Here is a 12067-nt window from a genome sequence, read left to right on the forward strand (position 1 = left end):
ATCCAACGTCAGGTCATCGGCGAAATGCCGGTCACCGGTCGCGTCGGGCACGTACTTCACACAGACAACGATCCTCAAGCTCACGCCGGCTCTCCTACTGCATCGTCATTTCCGGGCTGCCTTGTTGCACGCAGCATAGGCGCCTGATGGGGCGATTTCCGGTCAGGGCGACCGACGCTCCGACCGTAATATTACTCGTCAGTACACCCATTCGAGGCCCATTAAGCAAGCGCTTTGCCCTGTGATCTCGCCAACGCCCGAGTGCCTTCGCCGAGCCGGAAGATCTCAGTCTCGCAGAGCGGTGAACCTGCCCTGGTGATAGACGAGCGGCCTGCCGCCACCGGCGGGATCGCCGACGACCGCCTGCGCGACCACGATCCTGTGGTCCCCCGCCGGAATCCGCGCCACGACACGGCACACGAGCCAGGCGAGCACGCCGTCCAGTACCGGGACACCTTCCGGTCCGCTGCGCCAATCGGTGGACGGACCGAACCGGTCGGCGCCGCTTCGGGCGAAGGTGGCGGCCAGCTCCCGCTGGTGCTCGCCGAGTATGTGGACGCCGATGTGGCCGGCCTCCGCGACGACCGGCCAGCTGGAGGACGAGGTGCCCACGCCGAAGGAGATGAGCGGCGGATCGGCGGCGACGGAGTTGAGGGAGGTGGCGGTGAAGCCGACGGGCCGGTCGCCCGCCGCGGTGATCACGGCGACCCCGGCGGCATGCTGCCGGAACACGGACCGCAGAAGGTCCGGGGTTGCCGTCCGGGGGGTACCCGTCTCGGGTGATGCCGTCATGGAGAGGTCCTTCTGCGCGTCGGGAGTGCGGGGCCGTGGATGCTCAGGCATCCGGACAGCGCGCACTCGCGTTGCGGGCCAGGTCGACATGGACCCGGCCGTAGAGAAGGAGTTCGGGTGGCATAGCGTCAGAGTGACGATGCGCGGCGGGTGCAGTCAAGAGCGTCCCACAAGGTGGGAGAAGCATCACGGTCCGTCACATCGCCTGCCCCAGGGCGGCGACGACGTCGACGGTGCGCGGCTGTCCCACAGCCCGGCGGACCACCCGTCCGCAGGCGTCCAGCACCAGGACGGTCGGGGTCCTGCTGATGTCGAGCGCCCGCACAAGAGTGAGATGCGCCTCGGCGTCGATCTCCACATGGGCGACGCCCTCGACCATGCCCGCCACCTCCGCGAGGGTGCGGCGCGTGGCCCGGCAGGGCTGGCAGAACGCACTGGAGAACTGGACGAGCGTGGCCCTCTCCCCCAATTCCACGCCGAGTTGGGCTGCGTCCAGCCTGTCCGTACGTGTGCGCCCGTCCACTTCCGGCCTCCTGTCAGAGTTCTACGAAGGGCTCAGCACCGGCCGAAGCCGGGACATTCCCTGCCGTTCCACGTGACGAGAATCTCGCGGCCCGCGCCCGCCGAGACTGGCCACCGCGACGCGCATGGGGCACGATCGGCCCAATGCCGAAAACCTACGGCTGCGTAACTTCCGCCGGGAGAACCCTCCCCAGGCGCTGAAGAAGGGTCTTCTCCAGATGGCAGAACTCGTCTATCGGCCGGTCATCGGCGCCGCTCGTACGTTTTTCAAGGCGCTCGACCTGAAGATCGACACCCAGGGTTCGGAGCACATCCCGAAGACTGGTGGCGCGGTTCTGGTGAGCAACCACATCAGTTATCTGGACTTCATCTTCACCGGTCTCTCGGCGTTGCCGCAGAAGCGGCTGGTGCGGTTCATGGCCAAGGAATCGGTGTTTCGGCACAAGGTGTCGGGCCCCCTGATGCGCGGCATGAAGCACATCCCCGTCGACCGGAAGCAGGGCGAGGACGCGTATGCGCACGCCCTCGAGTCGCTGCGTTCCGGGGAGATCGTCGGGGTGTTCCCCGAGGCGACGATCTCGGAGTCCTTCACGCTGAAGAGCTTCAAGTCGGGTGCGGCGCGCCTGGCCCAGGAGGCCGGTGTGCCGCTGATCCCGATGGCGCTGTGGGGCACCCAGCGCCTGTGGACCAAGGGCCGCCCGCGAAACTTCAGGCGCAGCCACATCCCGGTGACGATCCGGGTGGGCGAGCCGCTGGAGGCCCCGGCCGACCAGTACGCGGGTGCGATCACCCGGCGGCTGCGCGAGCGCGTACAGGAGCTGCTCGAGGCTGCCCAGCGCGCCTACCCCGTGCGCCCGAAGGACGCGAGCGACACCTGGTGGGTGCCTTCGCATCTCGGTGGTACGGCTCCGACGGCCGCCGAGGTCCGCGAGCGCAGCTGACGGCCCCGGCGGGGCGTGTCGCTGAAACGTCACTCCGGAGCACGGACGCATAGGCGGGCCCCGGCCGGACCGGCCGGGGCTCCCTGCCGCCGGCGGTCAGAGCGCCGTGGGCAGCGCGCGCCAGAGCTCCTCGCGGTCGGCGGATGTCCGCAGGCCCCGCAGCACCGCGGGATGGGGCGCCGCGTAGAGCGTCGGGTAGTCCACTTCACCGACTTCGGGCCGGACGGGCCAGGCCAGCCTCTCCTCTCCGAGCGAGAACCGCGCGTCCACGCCGGGCGGCTGGTTGCCCCGTGCGTCCAGCCGGTCCCAGCGGCCCCGGCCGGGGAGCCGGAGCGCGATCAGCCCGTGCACCACGCCGGGCTCTCCGTCGTCCTCGACGAGCGCCTGGTAGCAGAGGGCGGCCGGGATGCCTTCCGCGCGCAGCAGGGCGGCCAGGGCGTGCGATTTGGCATGGCAGATGCCGTTGCGGGTGGCGAGGACGTCGGAGGCGCGCCAGCTGACGCGCATGTCACCCGAGTCGACGGAGTGCGGGATGGTGTCCCGTACGAAGCAGTACGCCGCTTCTGCGTATGAGTATGCGTTGGTGGCTTCGGAACGCAGCTGTGCGGCCGTGTCGCGGACCAGCGGGTGTTCGTGGTCGATCGCGTCGTCGGCGGCCAGATATGCGGAGATGTCAGGGGTTTGCTGTATCAGCTCCATGGCTGATGAGCGTAAGGAAGCGGCCGACCGGAGTCAATGGATTCCCGGTCGACCGCATACTCATGCATAGCTTGCCGTGGCCTACTATGCGGCCATTTCTTCCTTCAGGGCGAGGACGAACGCGTCGACGTCGTCCTCCGTGGTGTCGAAGGCGCACATCCAGCGCACGTCACCGGCCTTCTCGTCCCAGAAGTAGAACCGGAAGCGCTTCTGCAGCCGCTCGCTCACCTCGTGCGGCAGTCGCGCGAAGACGGCGTTGGCCTGGACGGGGTGGAGGATCTCCACCCCGTCCACCGCGCGGACGCCCTCGGCGAGCCGCTGGGCCATGGTGTTGGCGTGCCGGGCGTTGCGCAGCCACAGATCGCCCGCGAGCAGCGCCTCCAGCTGTACGGAGACGAAGCGCATCTTGGACGCGAGCTGCATCGACAGCTTGCGCAGATGCTTCATCGCCCGGACGGCGTCCGGGTTCAGCACCACGACGGCCTCGCCGAACAGGGCCCCGTTCTTCGTCCCGCCGAACGAGAGCACGTCGACGCCCACGGTGTTCGTGAACGTACGCATCGGTACGTCCAGCGAGGCCGCGGCGTTGGCTATGCGGGCTCCGTCGAGGTGGACCTTCATGCCGTGCCCGTGGGCGTGCTCGCAGATGGCCCGGATCTCGTCGGGTGTGTAGACGGTGCCCAGTTCGGTGTTCTGGGTGATCGAGACAACCTGCGGCATGGCCCTGTGCTCGTCGTCCCAGCCGTACGCCTGCCGGTCGATGAGCTCCGGGGTGAGCTTGCCGTCCTCGGTGGGCACGGTGAGCAGCTTGAGGCCGCCGACCCGTTCCGGCGCGCCGCCCTCGTCCACGTTGATGTGGGCGGACTCGGCGCAGATGACCGCACCCCAGCGGTCGGTCATCGCCTGGAGCGAGACCACGTTGGCCCCCGTTCCGTTGAAGACCGGGAAGGCCTCGGCGGTGGGGCCGAAATGGCTGTGCATCACGCGCTGGAGGTGCCCGGTGTACTCGTCCTCGCCGTAGGCGATCTGATGACCGCCGTTGGCGAGGGCGAGGGCCGCGAGGACCTCCGGGTGGGTTCCGGCGTAGTTGTCACTGGCGAATCCGCGTACCTGCGGGTCGTGATGACGACGCGCGTCGGTCCTTACGGTTGCGGGGTCAGCCACAGGCGCTTTCCGTTCACTTCGGGGGCGGGCACGTCCCAGACGCCGGCGATGGCATCGGCCAGCTCCTTGACGTCGGTGAAGCCCGCGAACTTCGCATTCGGGCGCTCGGCGCGCATCGCGTCGTGCACCAGTGCCTTCACGACCAGGATCGCAGCAGCGCTCCGCGGGCCCTCGTCGCCCCCCGCCTTGCGGAAGGCGTCCGCGAGCGCGAGGGTCCAGGCCTCCGCCGCGGCCTTCGACGCCGCGTAGGCGGCGTTGCCCGCGGTGGGGTTGCTGGCTCCGGCCGCGCTGATGAGCAGGTAGCGGCCGCGGTCGCTGCGCTGCAGGCCGTCCTGGAAGGCCAGTGAGGTGCTCTGGACCGTGCGGATCAGGAGCTTCTCCAGCAGCGTCCAGTCGGCGAGATCGGTGTCGGCGAACGTCTTGCTGCCGCGCCAGCCGCCCACGAGGTGGACCAGCCCGTCGATCCTGCCGAATTCCTTCTCGGTCTTGGCGGCCCATTCACGGGCGGCACCGAGATCGAGCAGGTCCACGGTGTCACCGGTGACGGTGGCGCCGCCGTGGGCGTAGCGTGCCGCGTCCACCGCCTCGGCGAGCCGGGCGGCGTTCGCATCCGATGCGACGACCGTCGCGCCCGCCTCGGCGAGCCGGAGCAGGGTCGCCCGGCCGGCCGGACCTGCCGCCCCCGCGACCGCGACGACGGCGCCTTCGAGCGCACCGTTCCCGCTGCCCCTGCCGTTTCCGTTCATGGCCACCGCCTCCTCACGACGTGCGCTCACGCGGCTGCCTGCCCGGCGTCCGCGGCGGTGATTCCCTTGGTTGAGGCGATCACGGTCTTCAGCTTCTTGGAGAGCGCCTCATAGAACATGCTCAGGGGAAACTCGTCCGGAAGCACGTCGTCGACGAGTTTGCGGGGCGGCTGGGAGAGGTCCAGGGCGTCGGGACCCTTGGCCCAGCGGGAGCCGGGGTGCGGGGCGAGGTACGTCGCGACCAGGTCGTACGCGGCGAACCAGTGGACGAGCTTGGGCCGGTCGATGCCGTCCCGGTACAGCTTCTCGATCTCGGCGCAGAGCTGGTTGGTGACCTGGGGCGCCCGCTCCCAGTCGATCTTCAGGGTGTTGTCCGTCCAGCGCACGACGTCGTGCTTGTGGAGGTAGGCGAAGAGCAGCTGGCCGCCGAGTCCGTCGTAGTTGCGGACGCGCTCGCCGGTGACGGGGAAGCGGAACATGCGGTCGAACAGCACGGCGTACTGCACGTCGCGGCCGTGGGCGTTGCCCTCGGCCTCCAGCTTCACGGCCTCCTTGAAGGCGGTGAGGTCGCAGCGCAGCTCTTCGAGCCCGTACATCCAGAACGGCTGGCGCTGCTTGATCATGAACGGGTCGAACGGCAGGTCGCCGTGACTGTGGGTGCGGTCGTGGACCATGTCCCAGAGCACGAAGGCCTGCTCACAGCGCTGCTGGTCGGCGACCATCTCGCGGATGTCCTCGGGCAGCTCGACGCCCAGGAGTTCGACGGAGGCTTCGGTGACACGGCGGAAGCGAGCGGCCTCGCGGTCGCAGAAGATGCCGCCCCAGCTGAAGCGCTCGGGGGCCTCGCGCACGGCGATGGTCTCCGGGAAGAGCACGGCGGAATTGGTGTCGTACCCGGAGGTGAAGTCCTCGAAGGTGATGCCGCAGAACAGCGGGTTGTCGTAGCGGGTCGCCTCCAGGTCGGCGAGCCACTCGGGCCAGACCATCCGCAGCACGACCGCTTCGAGGTTGCGGTCGGGATTGCCGTTCTGCGTGTACATCGCGAAGACCACGAGGTGCTGGAGCCCGTCGACGCGGTTCCTGGCGGGCTGGAAGGCCAGCAGCGAGTCGAGGAAATCGGGCACGCCGAACCCGTCGGCGGCCCAGCGACGCAGGTCCATGACAAGGGCGCGGTGGTACGCGGCGTCGTGCGGGAGCAGCGGCGAGAGCTCCTCGACCGCCTTGGTCACCCGGTCCAGGACCGCCTCCACGGCCGCGGGGGCGGGGGCGCCCTCGGCGTCGAAGTCGATGGAGCCGTCCTTCGACTGCCAGGGGCGGATCTCCTCCACGGCATTCTTGAGCGCCGGCCAGGCAGGGTGCTCGACCACCCGCTGGGCGGAAGCTATGTCGCCGGCGGCGACGTCGTGCACAAGAATTTCCGTCATCAGACTTCCTCCACGGGAGAAGCTCGCGTCAAGCAACCGTATCCGTGTGCGGTTCCTCGAGACAAGTGGGGTCCTGGAAATTATCCTGCTCACCCCCCATGGTCACCGTGATTTTTCCTGTCACTCAGCGTTCCGACGGCTTCTTCAGTGGACGAACCGGGCCTTGCCCTCGCGCCCGCCCGGGAGAACCCGCGCGCGCGGATCCGTGTCGGTCATGCCGTAGCGCCAGTTGGGTAGGCAGGGGGCAGAAGCCGTCGACGGAAGCGAGAGTCCCTTGTCCTTTCTCACCATCGGACACCGCGGAGTGATGGGTGTCGAGCCGGAGAACACGCTGCGGTCGTTCGTCCACGCCGAGCAGGCCGGGATGGACCTCATCGAGCTGGACCTTCATCTGACCAAGGACGGCGCCCTCGCCGTCATGCACGACGCCGAGGTGGACCGGACGACCGACGGCAAGGGGCCGATCGCCGAGAAGACCCTGGCGGAGCTGCGCGAACTGGACGCCGGTCAGGGGGAGCGCGTACCGGTCTTCGAGGAGGTCCTCGACGCCGTGCGGTCCCCTCTGCAGGCGGAGATCAAGGACGTGGCCGCCGCCCGGACGCTCGCCGAGGTGATGCGGCGGCGCGATCTCGTCGACCGCGTCGAGGTGATCTCGTTCCACGACGAGGCCATCGCCGAGATCGCCCAGCTGGTACCGGGCGTGCGGACGGCCCTTGTGGCCAGCCGCTGGGGCGGCGATCTGGTGGACCGCGCGAAGGCGGTGGGCGCGACGCGCCTGGTGCTGAACGTCAGGCGCATCACGTTGGAACTGGTCGAGAGGGCCCACGCCGAGAAACTGACGGTCGTCGGCTGGGTGGTCAACACGCAGGATCATCTGCGGCTGGCCCGCGGACTGGGGCTCGACGGCGCGACCACCGACTTCCCGGAGATCCGTCGCGCGGGCCGTTTCACCGCGTAGGGCCTGCGGCCGGCAGGGATGTACCTCTGCCGTCACCCTCGTCCGCCCGCGGGCCCGGGCCGGGGGGCTGCCACCACCCGCCCCCGCCCCCCGGGCACGGTCAGCTCCCGGGGAGCTCCTTGACCAGCAGCTCGAAGGCGAGATCGTCGCGCTGCGGGACGCCGAAGCGCTCATCGCCGTACGGGAACGGGCTCAGCTGACCCGTGCGGCGATAGCCGCGGCGCTCGTACCAGGCGATCAGTTCCTCGCGCACCGAGATCACGGTCATGTGCATCTCGCGCGCCCCCCAGCTCTCCCGTACGGAGCGCTCGGCCTCGGCGATGATCACCTTGCCGAGTCCCGCGCCCTGGAGCGAGGGACGGACCGCGAACATGCCGAAGTAGGCCACTTCACCCCGGTGTTCGAGCTGGCAGCAGGCGACCGGCTCGCCGTCGCGCTCCACGACGAGCAGCCGGCTCCCGGGCGCGTGCACCACGTCCCGCACCCCCTGCGGGTCGGTGCGCTGCCCCCGCAGGATGTCCGCCTCGGTGGTCCACCCCGCGCGGCTCGAGTCCCCGCGGTACGCGGACTGGATCAGCTCCACGAGCGCCGGCACGTCCGCGTCGGTAGCGTCGCGGAAGGTCAGCTGACCCGGATCACGGGGCGGGGCGGTGTCCATGGTGAGGCTCTCCGTTTCTCTGCTGTCGCCGGTGCGCCAGCAGCGTAACCGTTGCTCCAATCATCAGTAGATCTCAGCAATCCCCCGGGTGCCGGTGCGGGTCCCGGACCGGGTTCCCCGCGCTGAGCAGCCCGGTTCACGGCGAGCCCGCACCCTTCGCGTCGCGATTCACCCCCGCCACGCGCTCCCCTTTTGCCCCCGTGCGCCGCGTGCGGGCGTCGGGCCGTGGGCATCGACTAGACGAAGGCGATGCCGTTCGCCCGGGGGAGGACTGCTGTGCACGGACCTGTGATGTCCGGCTGGCTGCTGATGGCGCTGTGCGCGGTGACGGCTGCGTACTGCCTGCTACGGGCCCGCGACGGGACCGGCGAGGAGCGCAGGACGGCGCGCGCGGAGGCGCTGATGGGCTTCGGCATGGCCGCGATGGCCCTGCCGGCGGCCGTCGTCGCACCGCCGGCGTGGGGATGGGTTCTGTACGCGGCGCTGTTCGGCGTCGCCGCCCTGCGGGCCCTCTGGTTCTCCCGCCGCAGCGGTCACCATCTGCACCACCTCGTCGGCTCCGCGGCGATGGTCTACATGTCCGTCGTGATGGCGCGGTCCGGCGGAGCGGGGCACAGGGGTCACGCGTCCCACGCCATGGCCGCCGCAGGCGGCGTTCCCTTGCTGACCGGTCTGCTCCTCGCCTATTACGCCGCGTACGTGCTGCGCTCCGGCGCCCGGCTGATACCGGTGACCGCCGCTCCCGCAGGGGGCGGGCGCGTCGCCGGCGGTCCGTCGGCAGGCGGCTGGGCGGCACGGCCGGAACTGGCACGGGCCTGCCGGCTGACCACGGGGATAGCCATGTTCGCCATGCTGCTCACCCTGTGAGACACGGAGTGCCGTGCGCCGTGGCGTACGTCACTTGCCCGGCGCAGCCATACCCGTGCGCGCCGTACCGCTCATAGGCTGACGCCATGTTGGTCTCCGTCGTGCTGCTGCTGCTCGGTGCGCTGGCCGCCGTCGTGACCCCGCGGCTGATGGCGCGGGCCGAATGGCCGGAGCGCGAGCCCGTGGTGGCGCTGTGGGTGTGGCAGTGCGTGGTGGCCGGGGTGTTGCTGTCGTTCGCGTTGTCCATGACGTTCAGCGCGGCCGCGGCCTGGCAGGCGGTGCGCGGTCAGGTGTTCGCACCTGCTCCGCATGCCGTCGTCGAGGCCTACGCGCTCGCCGCCTACGGACCGTGGTCGGCCGTGATGGCCGTGCTGCTGGCCCTCGGTGGGCTGTGGACCGCCGCGATGCTGACCCGTGAGATCCGCCGCGGCCGCCTGCAGCGCAGGCAGCGGCGGGCCGAACTCCTGGTGCGTTCACCGCTGCTGCCGGGCGAGGCGCCGGGCAGTGGGCGGCTGGTGGTTCTGGAGGGGGAGCGCCCGGACGCCTGGTGGCTGCCCGGCACAGCGCCTCGGCTCGTCATCACCACCGGCGCGCTGGGGCGGCTGAAGGGCCGTCAGCTCGATGCGGTGCTCGCTCACGAGCAGGGGCACGCGAACGCGCGCCACGACTGGCTGCTCAACTGCTCGGCGGCGCTGGCATCCGGTTTTCCGCAGGTTCCGGTGTTCGTGGCCTTCCGCGGCGAGATGCACCGGCTCGTCGAGCTGTCCGCCGATGACATGGCTTCCCGGCGCTTCGGCCGTCTGACGATCGCGCTGGCCCTGGTCGAACTGAACGAGGAGCGCGGGGTGTTCGGTCCCTGCCCGACACCGGACGCGCAGATGCCGCTGCGGGTGAACCGGCTGCTGGCGCCCGCGGGCCGGCTCACGGCGGGTCGCCGGCTGCGGCTCACCGCGGCAGCCACGCTCCTGCCCGGGGTTCCGCTGCTGGTGGCGTTCGTTCCCGCGCTCGTCGCCCTGCGGTAGGCGGCCCGCGGCGCTCGCGGAAACCCGCGCGGCATTGACGGCCCACAGCGTCCGCTGAACGGTCCGGCCGCGCCGGGATGGCCCCGCGCTCCGCCTTCGGCGAGGATTGCCACCATGCATGCCCCGCTCCTCCCCCCCGCGCACCGCACCCGCACTCACTCGCCGGCACTGCGGGCGGGAGCCGTCTGCGGAGCCCTCGGCCTCGTGCTGGTGGCCCTGGTCGCCGGCCGATGGTCGCCCCTGATGCGCCTGGACCGCGATCTCGCCGAGGCGCTGCACCGGAGGGCGGTGACGGAGCCCGGCCTGGTCCATGTGAACCGGCTGCTGACCGACTGGCTGTGGGACCCGTGGACAATGCGCGCGCTGATCGCGGTGGCCGCCGTCGTCCTGTGGCGGCGCGGGGACCGGGTGCTCGCGGCATGGGTGGCGGTGACGACCCTGATCTCCAGCCTTCTCCAGCAGAGCGTCAAGGCCCTCATCGGCCGGGAGCGCCCCCGGTGGCCCGACCCGGTGGACTCCGCCCACTACGCGGCGTTCCCCTCCGGACACGCGATGACGGCGGTGGTGACGTGCTGTCTGCTGCTCTGGCTGCTGCGCCGGTCCGGCGCCCGTCCCTGGATCCGCAGGACGGCCCTGGCCGCCGCGGGGGTCTCGGTGCTCGGCGTCGGTCTGACCCGGCTCTATCTGGGCGTGCACTGGCCGTCCGACGTACTGGGCGGCTGGCTGCTCGGCGCCGCCCTGGCCGCCTTCGCCACGGCCGGATACGACCGGTACGCCTCCCGGCAGCGCACGGATGGGGGCTGACCAGGCGTCCTTGCCCCGCCGGGACCGCCTCGGCGAGGATCGGACCATGCCGATCAAGGGTGCCCTCTTCGACTTCTCCGGGACGCTGTTCCGGATCGAATCCGTCCGCTCCTGGCTCGCCGCGACCCTCGCGGAACGAAAGCTGCACGTGGACCAGGCCGACTTCGAGCAGTACGTACGGGAGCTGGAGGTTTCCGGCGCGCTGCCGGGCGGCCCTCCCCCGCGCCGGGTGCCGGAAGACCTGGCTGCGGCCTGGGCCACCCGTGACGAGAGCGCGCACCTGCACCGCGAGACGTATACGGCCCTCGCGCGCCAGGTGGAACTGCCGGATCCGGGGCTGTACGACGCCCTGTACGAGAGGCACCTGAGCCCGGCCGCCTGGCAGCCCTATCCGGACGCCGCGGAGGTGCTCGCCTCGCTGCGCGACCGGGGCGTCGCGATCGGCGTGGTCAGCAACATCGGGTGGGACCTCAGGCCCGTCTTCCGCGCGCACGGTCTGGACGCTTACGTGGACGCGTATGTGCTGTCCTTCGAGCACGGTGTACAGAAGCCGGACGCACGGCTCTTCCACACCGCCTGCACACTTCTGGGACAGGATCCGGCCGATGTGGTGATGGTCGGCGACGACCGGCGCGCGGACGGCGGGGCGTCCGCGCTGGGCTGCGAGGTGCGATTCGTGCAGCATGCGCCGGTGGACGAGCGGCCGGACGGACTGCGGGAGCTCGGACTGGCCGCCGAGGTTGCCTGAGAGCCATGTGAGAGATGTCCCTGACGCGGCATGGGTCGCATTGTCACATCGGGGCCTTAGCCTGGTAGGTATGTCCCCGACTACGTGCCCGTCCGGTTCCGTGCGTCCCGCCGCAGTGGTGAATGAAGACATTCGCGACCTGTGGCAGCGCTCGGGCGGATGCCTGTCCCCGCAGGACGAGGAGGAGTACCAGCGGCTGCTGGTCGAGTGGGCCGCCGCCACCGGCGGCAACGCCCGGTCTGCCGCCTGACCGGTTCGCTGTGCGTCGGCCTCCGGCGCGTCGCACCCTGGAGGCATGACTTCTCCCCCGATCGTGATCTTCCGGCCGTCCCCTTCCGGCGGGCGGCGCGTCACCGTGCAGAGCGGCGGGCGGGTCCAGATACTCGGCCTCGCGCACTCGGATCACGAGGTGATCGTGTTCCTGGAGGGTGCTGGGCTCGACGAGCCCGAGCGGATCCTGGACGACCCCGAGTGGGTCGAATGGCGAGGTGGCCGGGCGCACCGGTACGAGGCCGCCTGAGACGTCTGATTCCGGCGATCCCCTGCGTCGCCGGAACCAGCCGGTCACCCCGGCCGGCAGTGCGGGCCGGGGACCGCGTGACGGACCGGCCGCTCAGCCGGTCACCGCGGGGGTACAGCATGTCCCGGCGCGGCGGATCGGTCAATGAACGCGGAGGCCGCGAGAAGGCCGGTCCCGCCCGGGTGGAGACCCGGGCGGGACC

15 protein-coding genes and 1 pseudogene are annotated in these 12067 nt (G+C 70.6%); 8 read left to right on the forward strand and 8 right to left on the reverse strand.

Going from position 1 to position 12067, the window contains the following annotated elements:
- The 3 genes and pseudogenes from ABTX18_RS32740 to ABTX18_RS32750 form a co-directional block, all read right to left on the reverse strand.
- A pseudogene (locus ABTX18_RS32740) lies at positions 1-84 on the reverse strand (electron transfer flavoprotein subunit beta); the annotation flags it as partial.
- 201 nt (positions 85-285) lie between these two features.
- Positions 286-792: a flavin reductase family protein gene (locus tag ABTX18_RS32745; protein ID WP_352126444.1), complete on the reverse strand. Its 507-nt coding sequence runs from the start codon at positions 790-792 to the stop codon at positions 286-288.
- Positions 793-988: 196 nt separating this feature from the next.
- Positions 989-1315, reverse strand: coding sequence for a thioredoxin family protein (locus ABTX18_RS32750; RefSeq protein WP_352126445.1), 327 nt, complete (start codon positions 1313-1315; stop codon positions 989-991).
- A 217-nt stretch (positions 1316-1532) separates the two neighbouring features.
- On the opposite strand from ABTX18_RS32750, the gene ABTX18_RS32755 reads away from it, so the two are divergent.
- Positions 1533-2255, forward strand: coding sequence for a lysophospholipid acyltransferase family protein (locus ABTX18_RS32755; protein ID WP_136326046.1), 723 nt, complete (start codon positions 1533-1535; stop codon positions 2253-2255).
- A gap of 96 nt (positions 2256-2351) precedes the next feature.
- Here ABTX18_RS32755 and ABTX18_RS32760 read toward each other — a convergent pair whose 3' ends face one another.
- The 4 genes from ABTX18_RS32760 to ABTX18_RS32775 all read right to left on the reverse strand — a co-directional run bounded on the left by ABTX18_RS32760 (position 2352) and on the right by ABTX18_RS32775 (position 6288).
- Positions 2352-2954: a transglutaminase-like domain-containing protein gene (locus ABTX18_RS32760; RefSeq protein ID WP_352126446.1), complete on the reverse strand. Its 603-nt coding sequence runs from the start codon at positions 2952-2954 to the stop codon at positions 2352-2354.
- Positions 2955-3038: 84 nt separating this feature from the next.
- A complete protein-coding gene (locus ABTX18_RS32765) occupies positions 3039-4118 on the reverse strand; it encodes a threonine aldolase family protein (protein WP_352126447.1) in 1080 nt (359 codons plus the stop codon).
- Positions 4097-4864, reverse strand: a complete 768-nt coding sequence (locus ABTX18_RS32770; RefSeq protein WP_352126575.1) for an SDR family NAD(P)-dependent oxidoreductase — start codon at positions 4862-4864, stop codon at positions 4097-4099. The genes ABTX18_RS32765 and ABTX18_RS32770 overlap by 22 nt, the downstream gene beginning before the upstream one ends.
- Before the next feature lie 26 nt (positions 4865-4890).
- On the reverse strand, positions 4891-6288 hold the full coding sequence (locus ABTX18_RS32775) for a DUF6421 family protein (RefSeq protein WP_352126448.1): 1398 nt from the start codon (positions 6286-6288) through the stop codon (positions 4891-4893).
- A gap of 274 nt (positions 6289-6562) precedes the next feature.
- Here ABTX18_RS32775 and ABTX18_RS32780 point away from each other — a divergent pair, with 274 nt between their 5' ends.
- Positions 6563-7246, forward strand: a complete 684-nt coding sequence (locus ABTX18_RS32780; protein ID WP_352126449.1) for a glycerophosphodiester phosphodiesterase — start codon at positions 6563-6565, stop codon at positions 7244-7246.
- Positions 7247-7346: 100 nt separating this feature from the next.
- Here the strand turns inward: ABTX18_RS32780 and ABTX18_RS32785 are convergent, their stop codons facing one another.
- Positions 7347-7904 (reverse strand): GNAT family N-acetyltransferase, encoded by a 558-nt coding sequence (locus ABTX18_RS32785; protein ID WP_352126450.1) that lies wholly within the window; start codon positions 7902-7904, stop codon positions 7347-7349.
- A gap of 276 nt (positions 7905-8180) precedes the next feature.
- On the opposite strand from ABTX18_RS32785, the gene ABTX18_RS32790 reads away from it, so the two are divergent.
- From ABTX18_RS32790 to ABTX18_RS32815, 6 genes are all read left to right on the forward strand, one after another.
- The gene (locus ABTX18_RS32790) at positions 8181-8771 is read left to right on the forward strand and encodes a DUF5134 domain-containing protein (RefSeq protein ID WP_352126451.1); all 591 of its coding nucleotides are present in this window, start codon (positions 8181-8183) and stop codon (positions 8769-8771) included.
- Positions 8772-8857: 86 nt separating this feature from the next.
- On the forward strand, positions 8858-9793 hold the full coding sequence (locus ABTX18_RS32795; RefSeq protein ID WP_352126452.1) for a M56 family metallopeptidase: 936 nt from the start codon (positions 8858-8860) through the stop codon (positions 9791-9793).
- A 114-nt stretch (positions 9794-9907) separates the two neighbouring features.
- Complete coding sequence (locus tag ABTX18_RS32800) at positions 9908-10597, forward strand: phosphatase PAP2 family protein (RefSeq protein ID WP_352126453.1); 690 nt, start codon at positions 9908-9910, stop codon at positions 10595-10597.
- Between the two features lie 46 nt (positions 10598-10643).
- Positions 10644-11345: an HAD family hydrolase gene (locus tag ABTX18_RS32805; RefSeq protein ID WP_352126454.1), complete on the forward strand. Its 702-nt coding sequence runs from the start codon at positions 10644-10646 to the stop codon at positions 11343-11345.
- Between the two features lie 70 nt (positions 11346-11415).
- Positions 11416-11595, forward strand: a complete 180-nt coding sequence (locus ABTX18_RS32810; protein ID WP_352126455.1) for a hypothetical protein — start codon at positions 11416-11418, stop codon at positions 11593-11595.
- Positions 11596-11640: 45 nt separating this feature from the next.
- A complete protein-coding gene (locus ABTX18_RS32815) occupies positions 11641-11865 on the forward strand; it encodes a hypothetical protein (protein ID WP_352126456.1) in 225 nt (74 codons plus the stop codon).
- Positions 11866-12067: the final 202 nt, after the last annotated feature.

The organism is Streptomyces sp. NPDC096323 (assembly GCF_040302845.1).
In the GTDB taxonomy this organism is placed as follows: domain Bacteria; phylum Actinomycetota; class Actinomycetes; order Streptomycetales; family Streptomycetaceae; genus Streptomyces.

Excerpts from the sequence above, each read along its gene's own strand:
- ABTX18_RS32800 (WP_352126453.1), top strand. The coding sequence starts at position 9,908 with ATGCATGCCCCGCTCCTCCCCCCCGCGCACCGCACCCGCACTCACTCG.
- ABTX18_RS32775 (WP_352126448.1), bottom strand. The coding sequence starts at position 6,288 with ATGACGGAAATTCTTGTGCACGACGTCGCCGCCGGCGACATAGCTTCC.
- ABTX18_RS32805 (WP_352126454.1), top strand. The coding sequence starts at position 10,644 with ATGCCGATCAAGGGTGCCCTCTTCGACTTCTCCGGGACGCTGTTCCGG.
- ABTX18_RS32770 (WP_352126575.1), bottom strand. The coding sequence starts at position 4,864 with ATGAACGGAAACGGCAGGGGCAGCGGGAACGGTGCGCTCGAAGGCGCC.
- ABTX18_RS32745 (WP_352126444.1), bottom strand. The coding sequence starts at position 792 with ATGACGGCATCACCCGAGACGGGTACCCCCCGGACGGCAACCCCGGAC.
- ABTX18_RS32755 (WP_136326046.1), top strand. The coding sequence starts at position 1,533 with ATGGCAGAACTCGTCTATCGGCCGGTCATCGGCGCCGCTCGTACGTTT.
- ABTX18_RS32795 (WP_352126452.1), top strand. The coding sequence starts at position 8,858 with ATGTTGGTCTCCGTCGTGCTGCTGCTGCTCGGTGCGCTGGCCGCCGTC.
- ABTX18_RS32760 (WP_352126446.1), bottom strand. The coding sequence starts at position 2,954 with ATGGAGCTGATACAGCAAACCCCTGACATCTCCGCATATCTGGCCGCC.
- ABTX18_RS32785 (WP_352126450.1), bottom strand. The coding sequence starts at position 7,904 with ATGGACACCGCCCCGCCCCGTGATCCGGGTCAGCTGACCTTCCGCGAC.
- ABTX18_RS32810 (WP_352126455.1), top strand. The coding sequence starts at position 11,416 with ATGTCCCCGACTACGTGCCCGTCCGGTTCCGTGCGTCCCGCCGCAGTG.
- ABTX18_RS32815 (WP_352126456.1), top strand. The coding sequence starts at position 11,641 with ATGACTTCTCCCCCGATCGTGATCTTCCGGCCGTCCCCTTCCGGCGGG.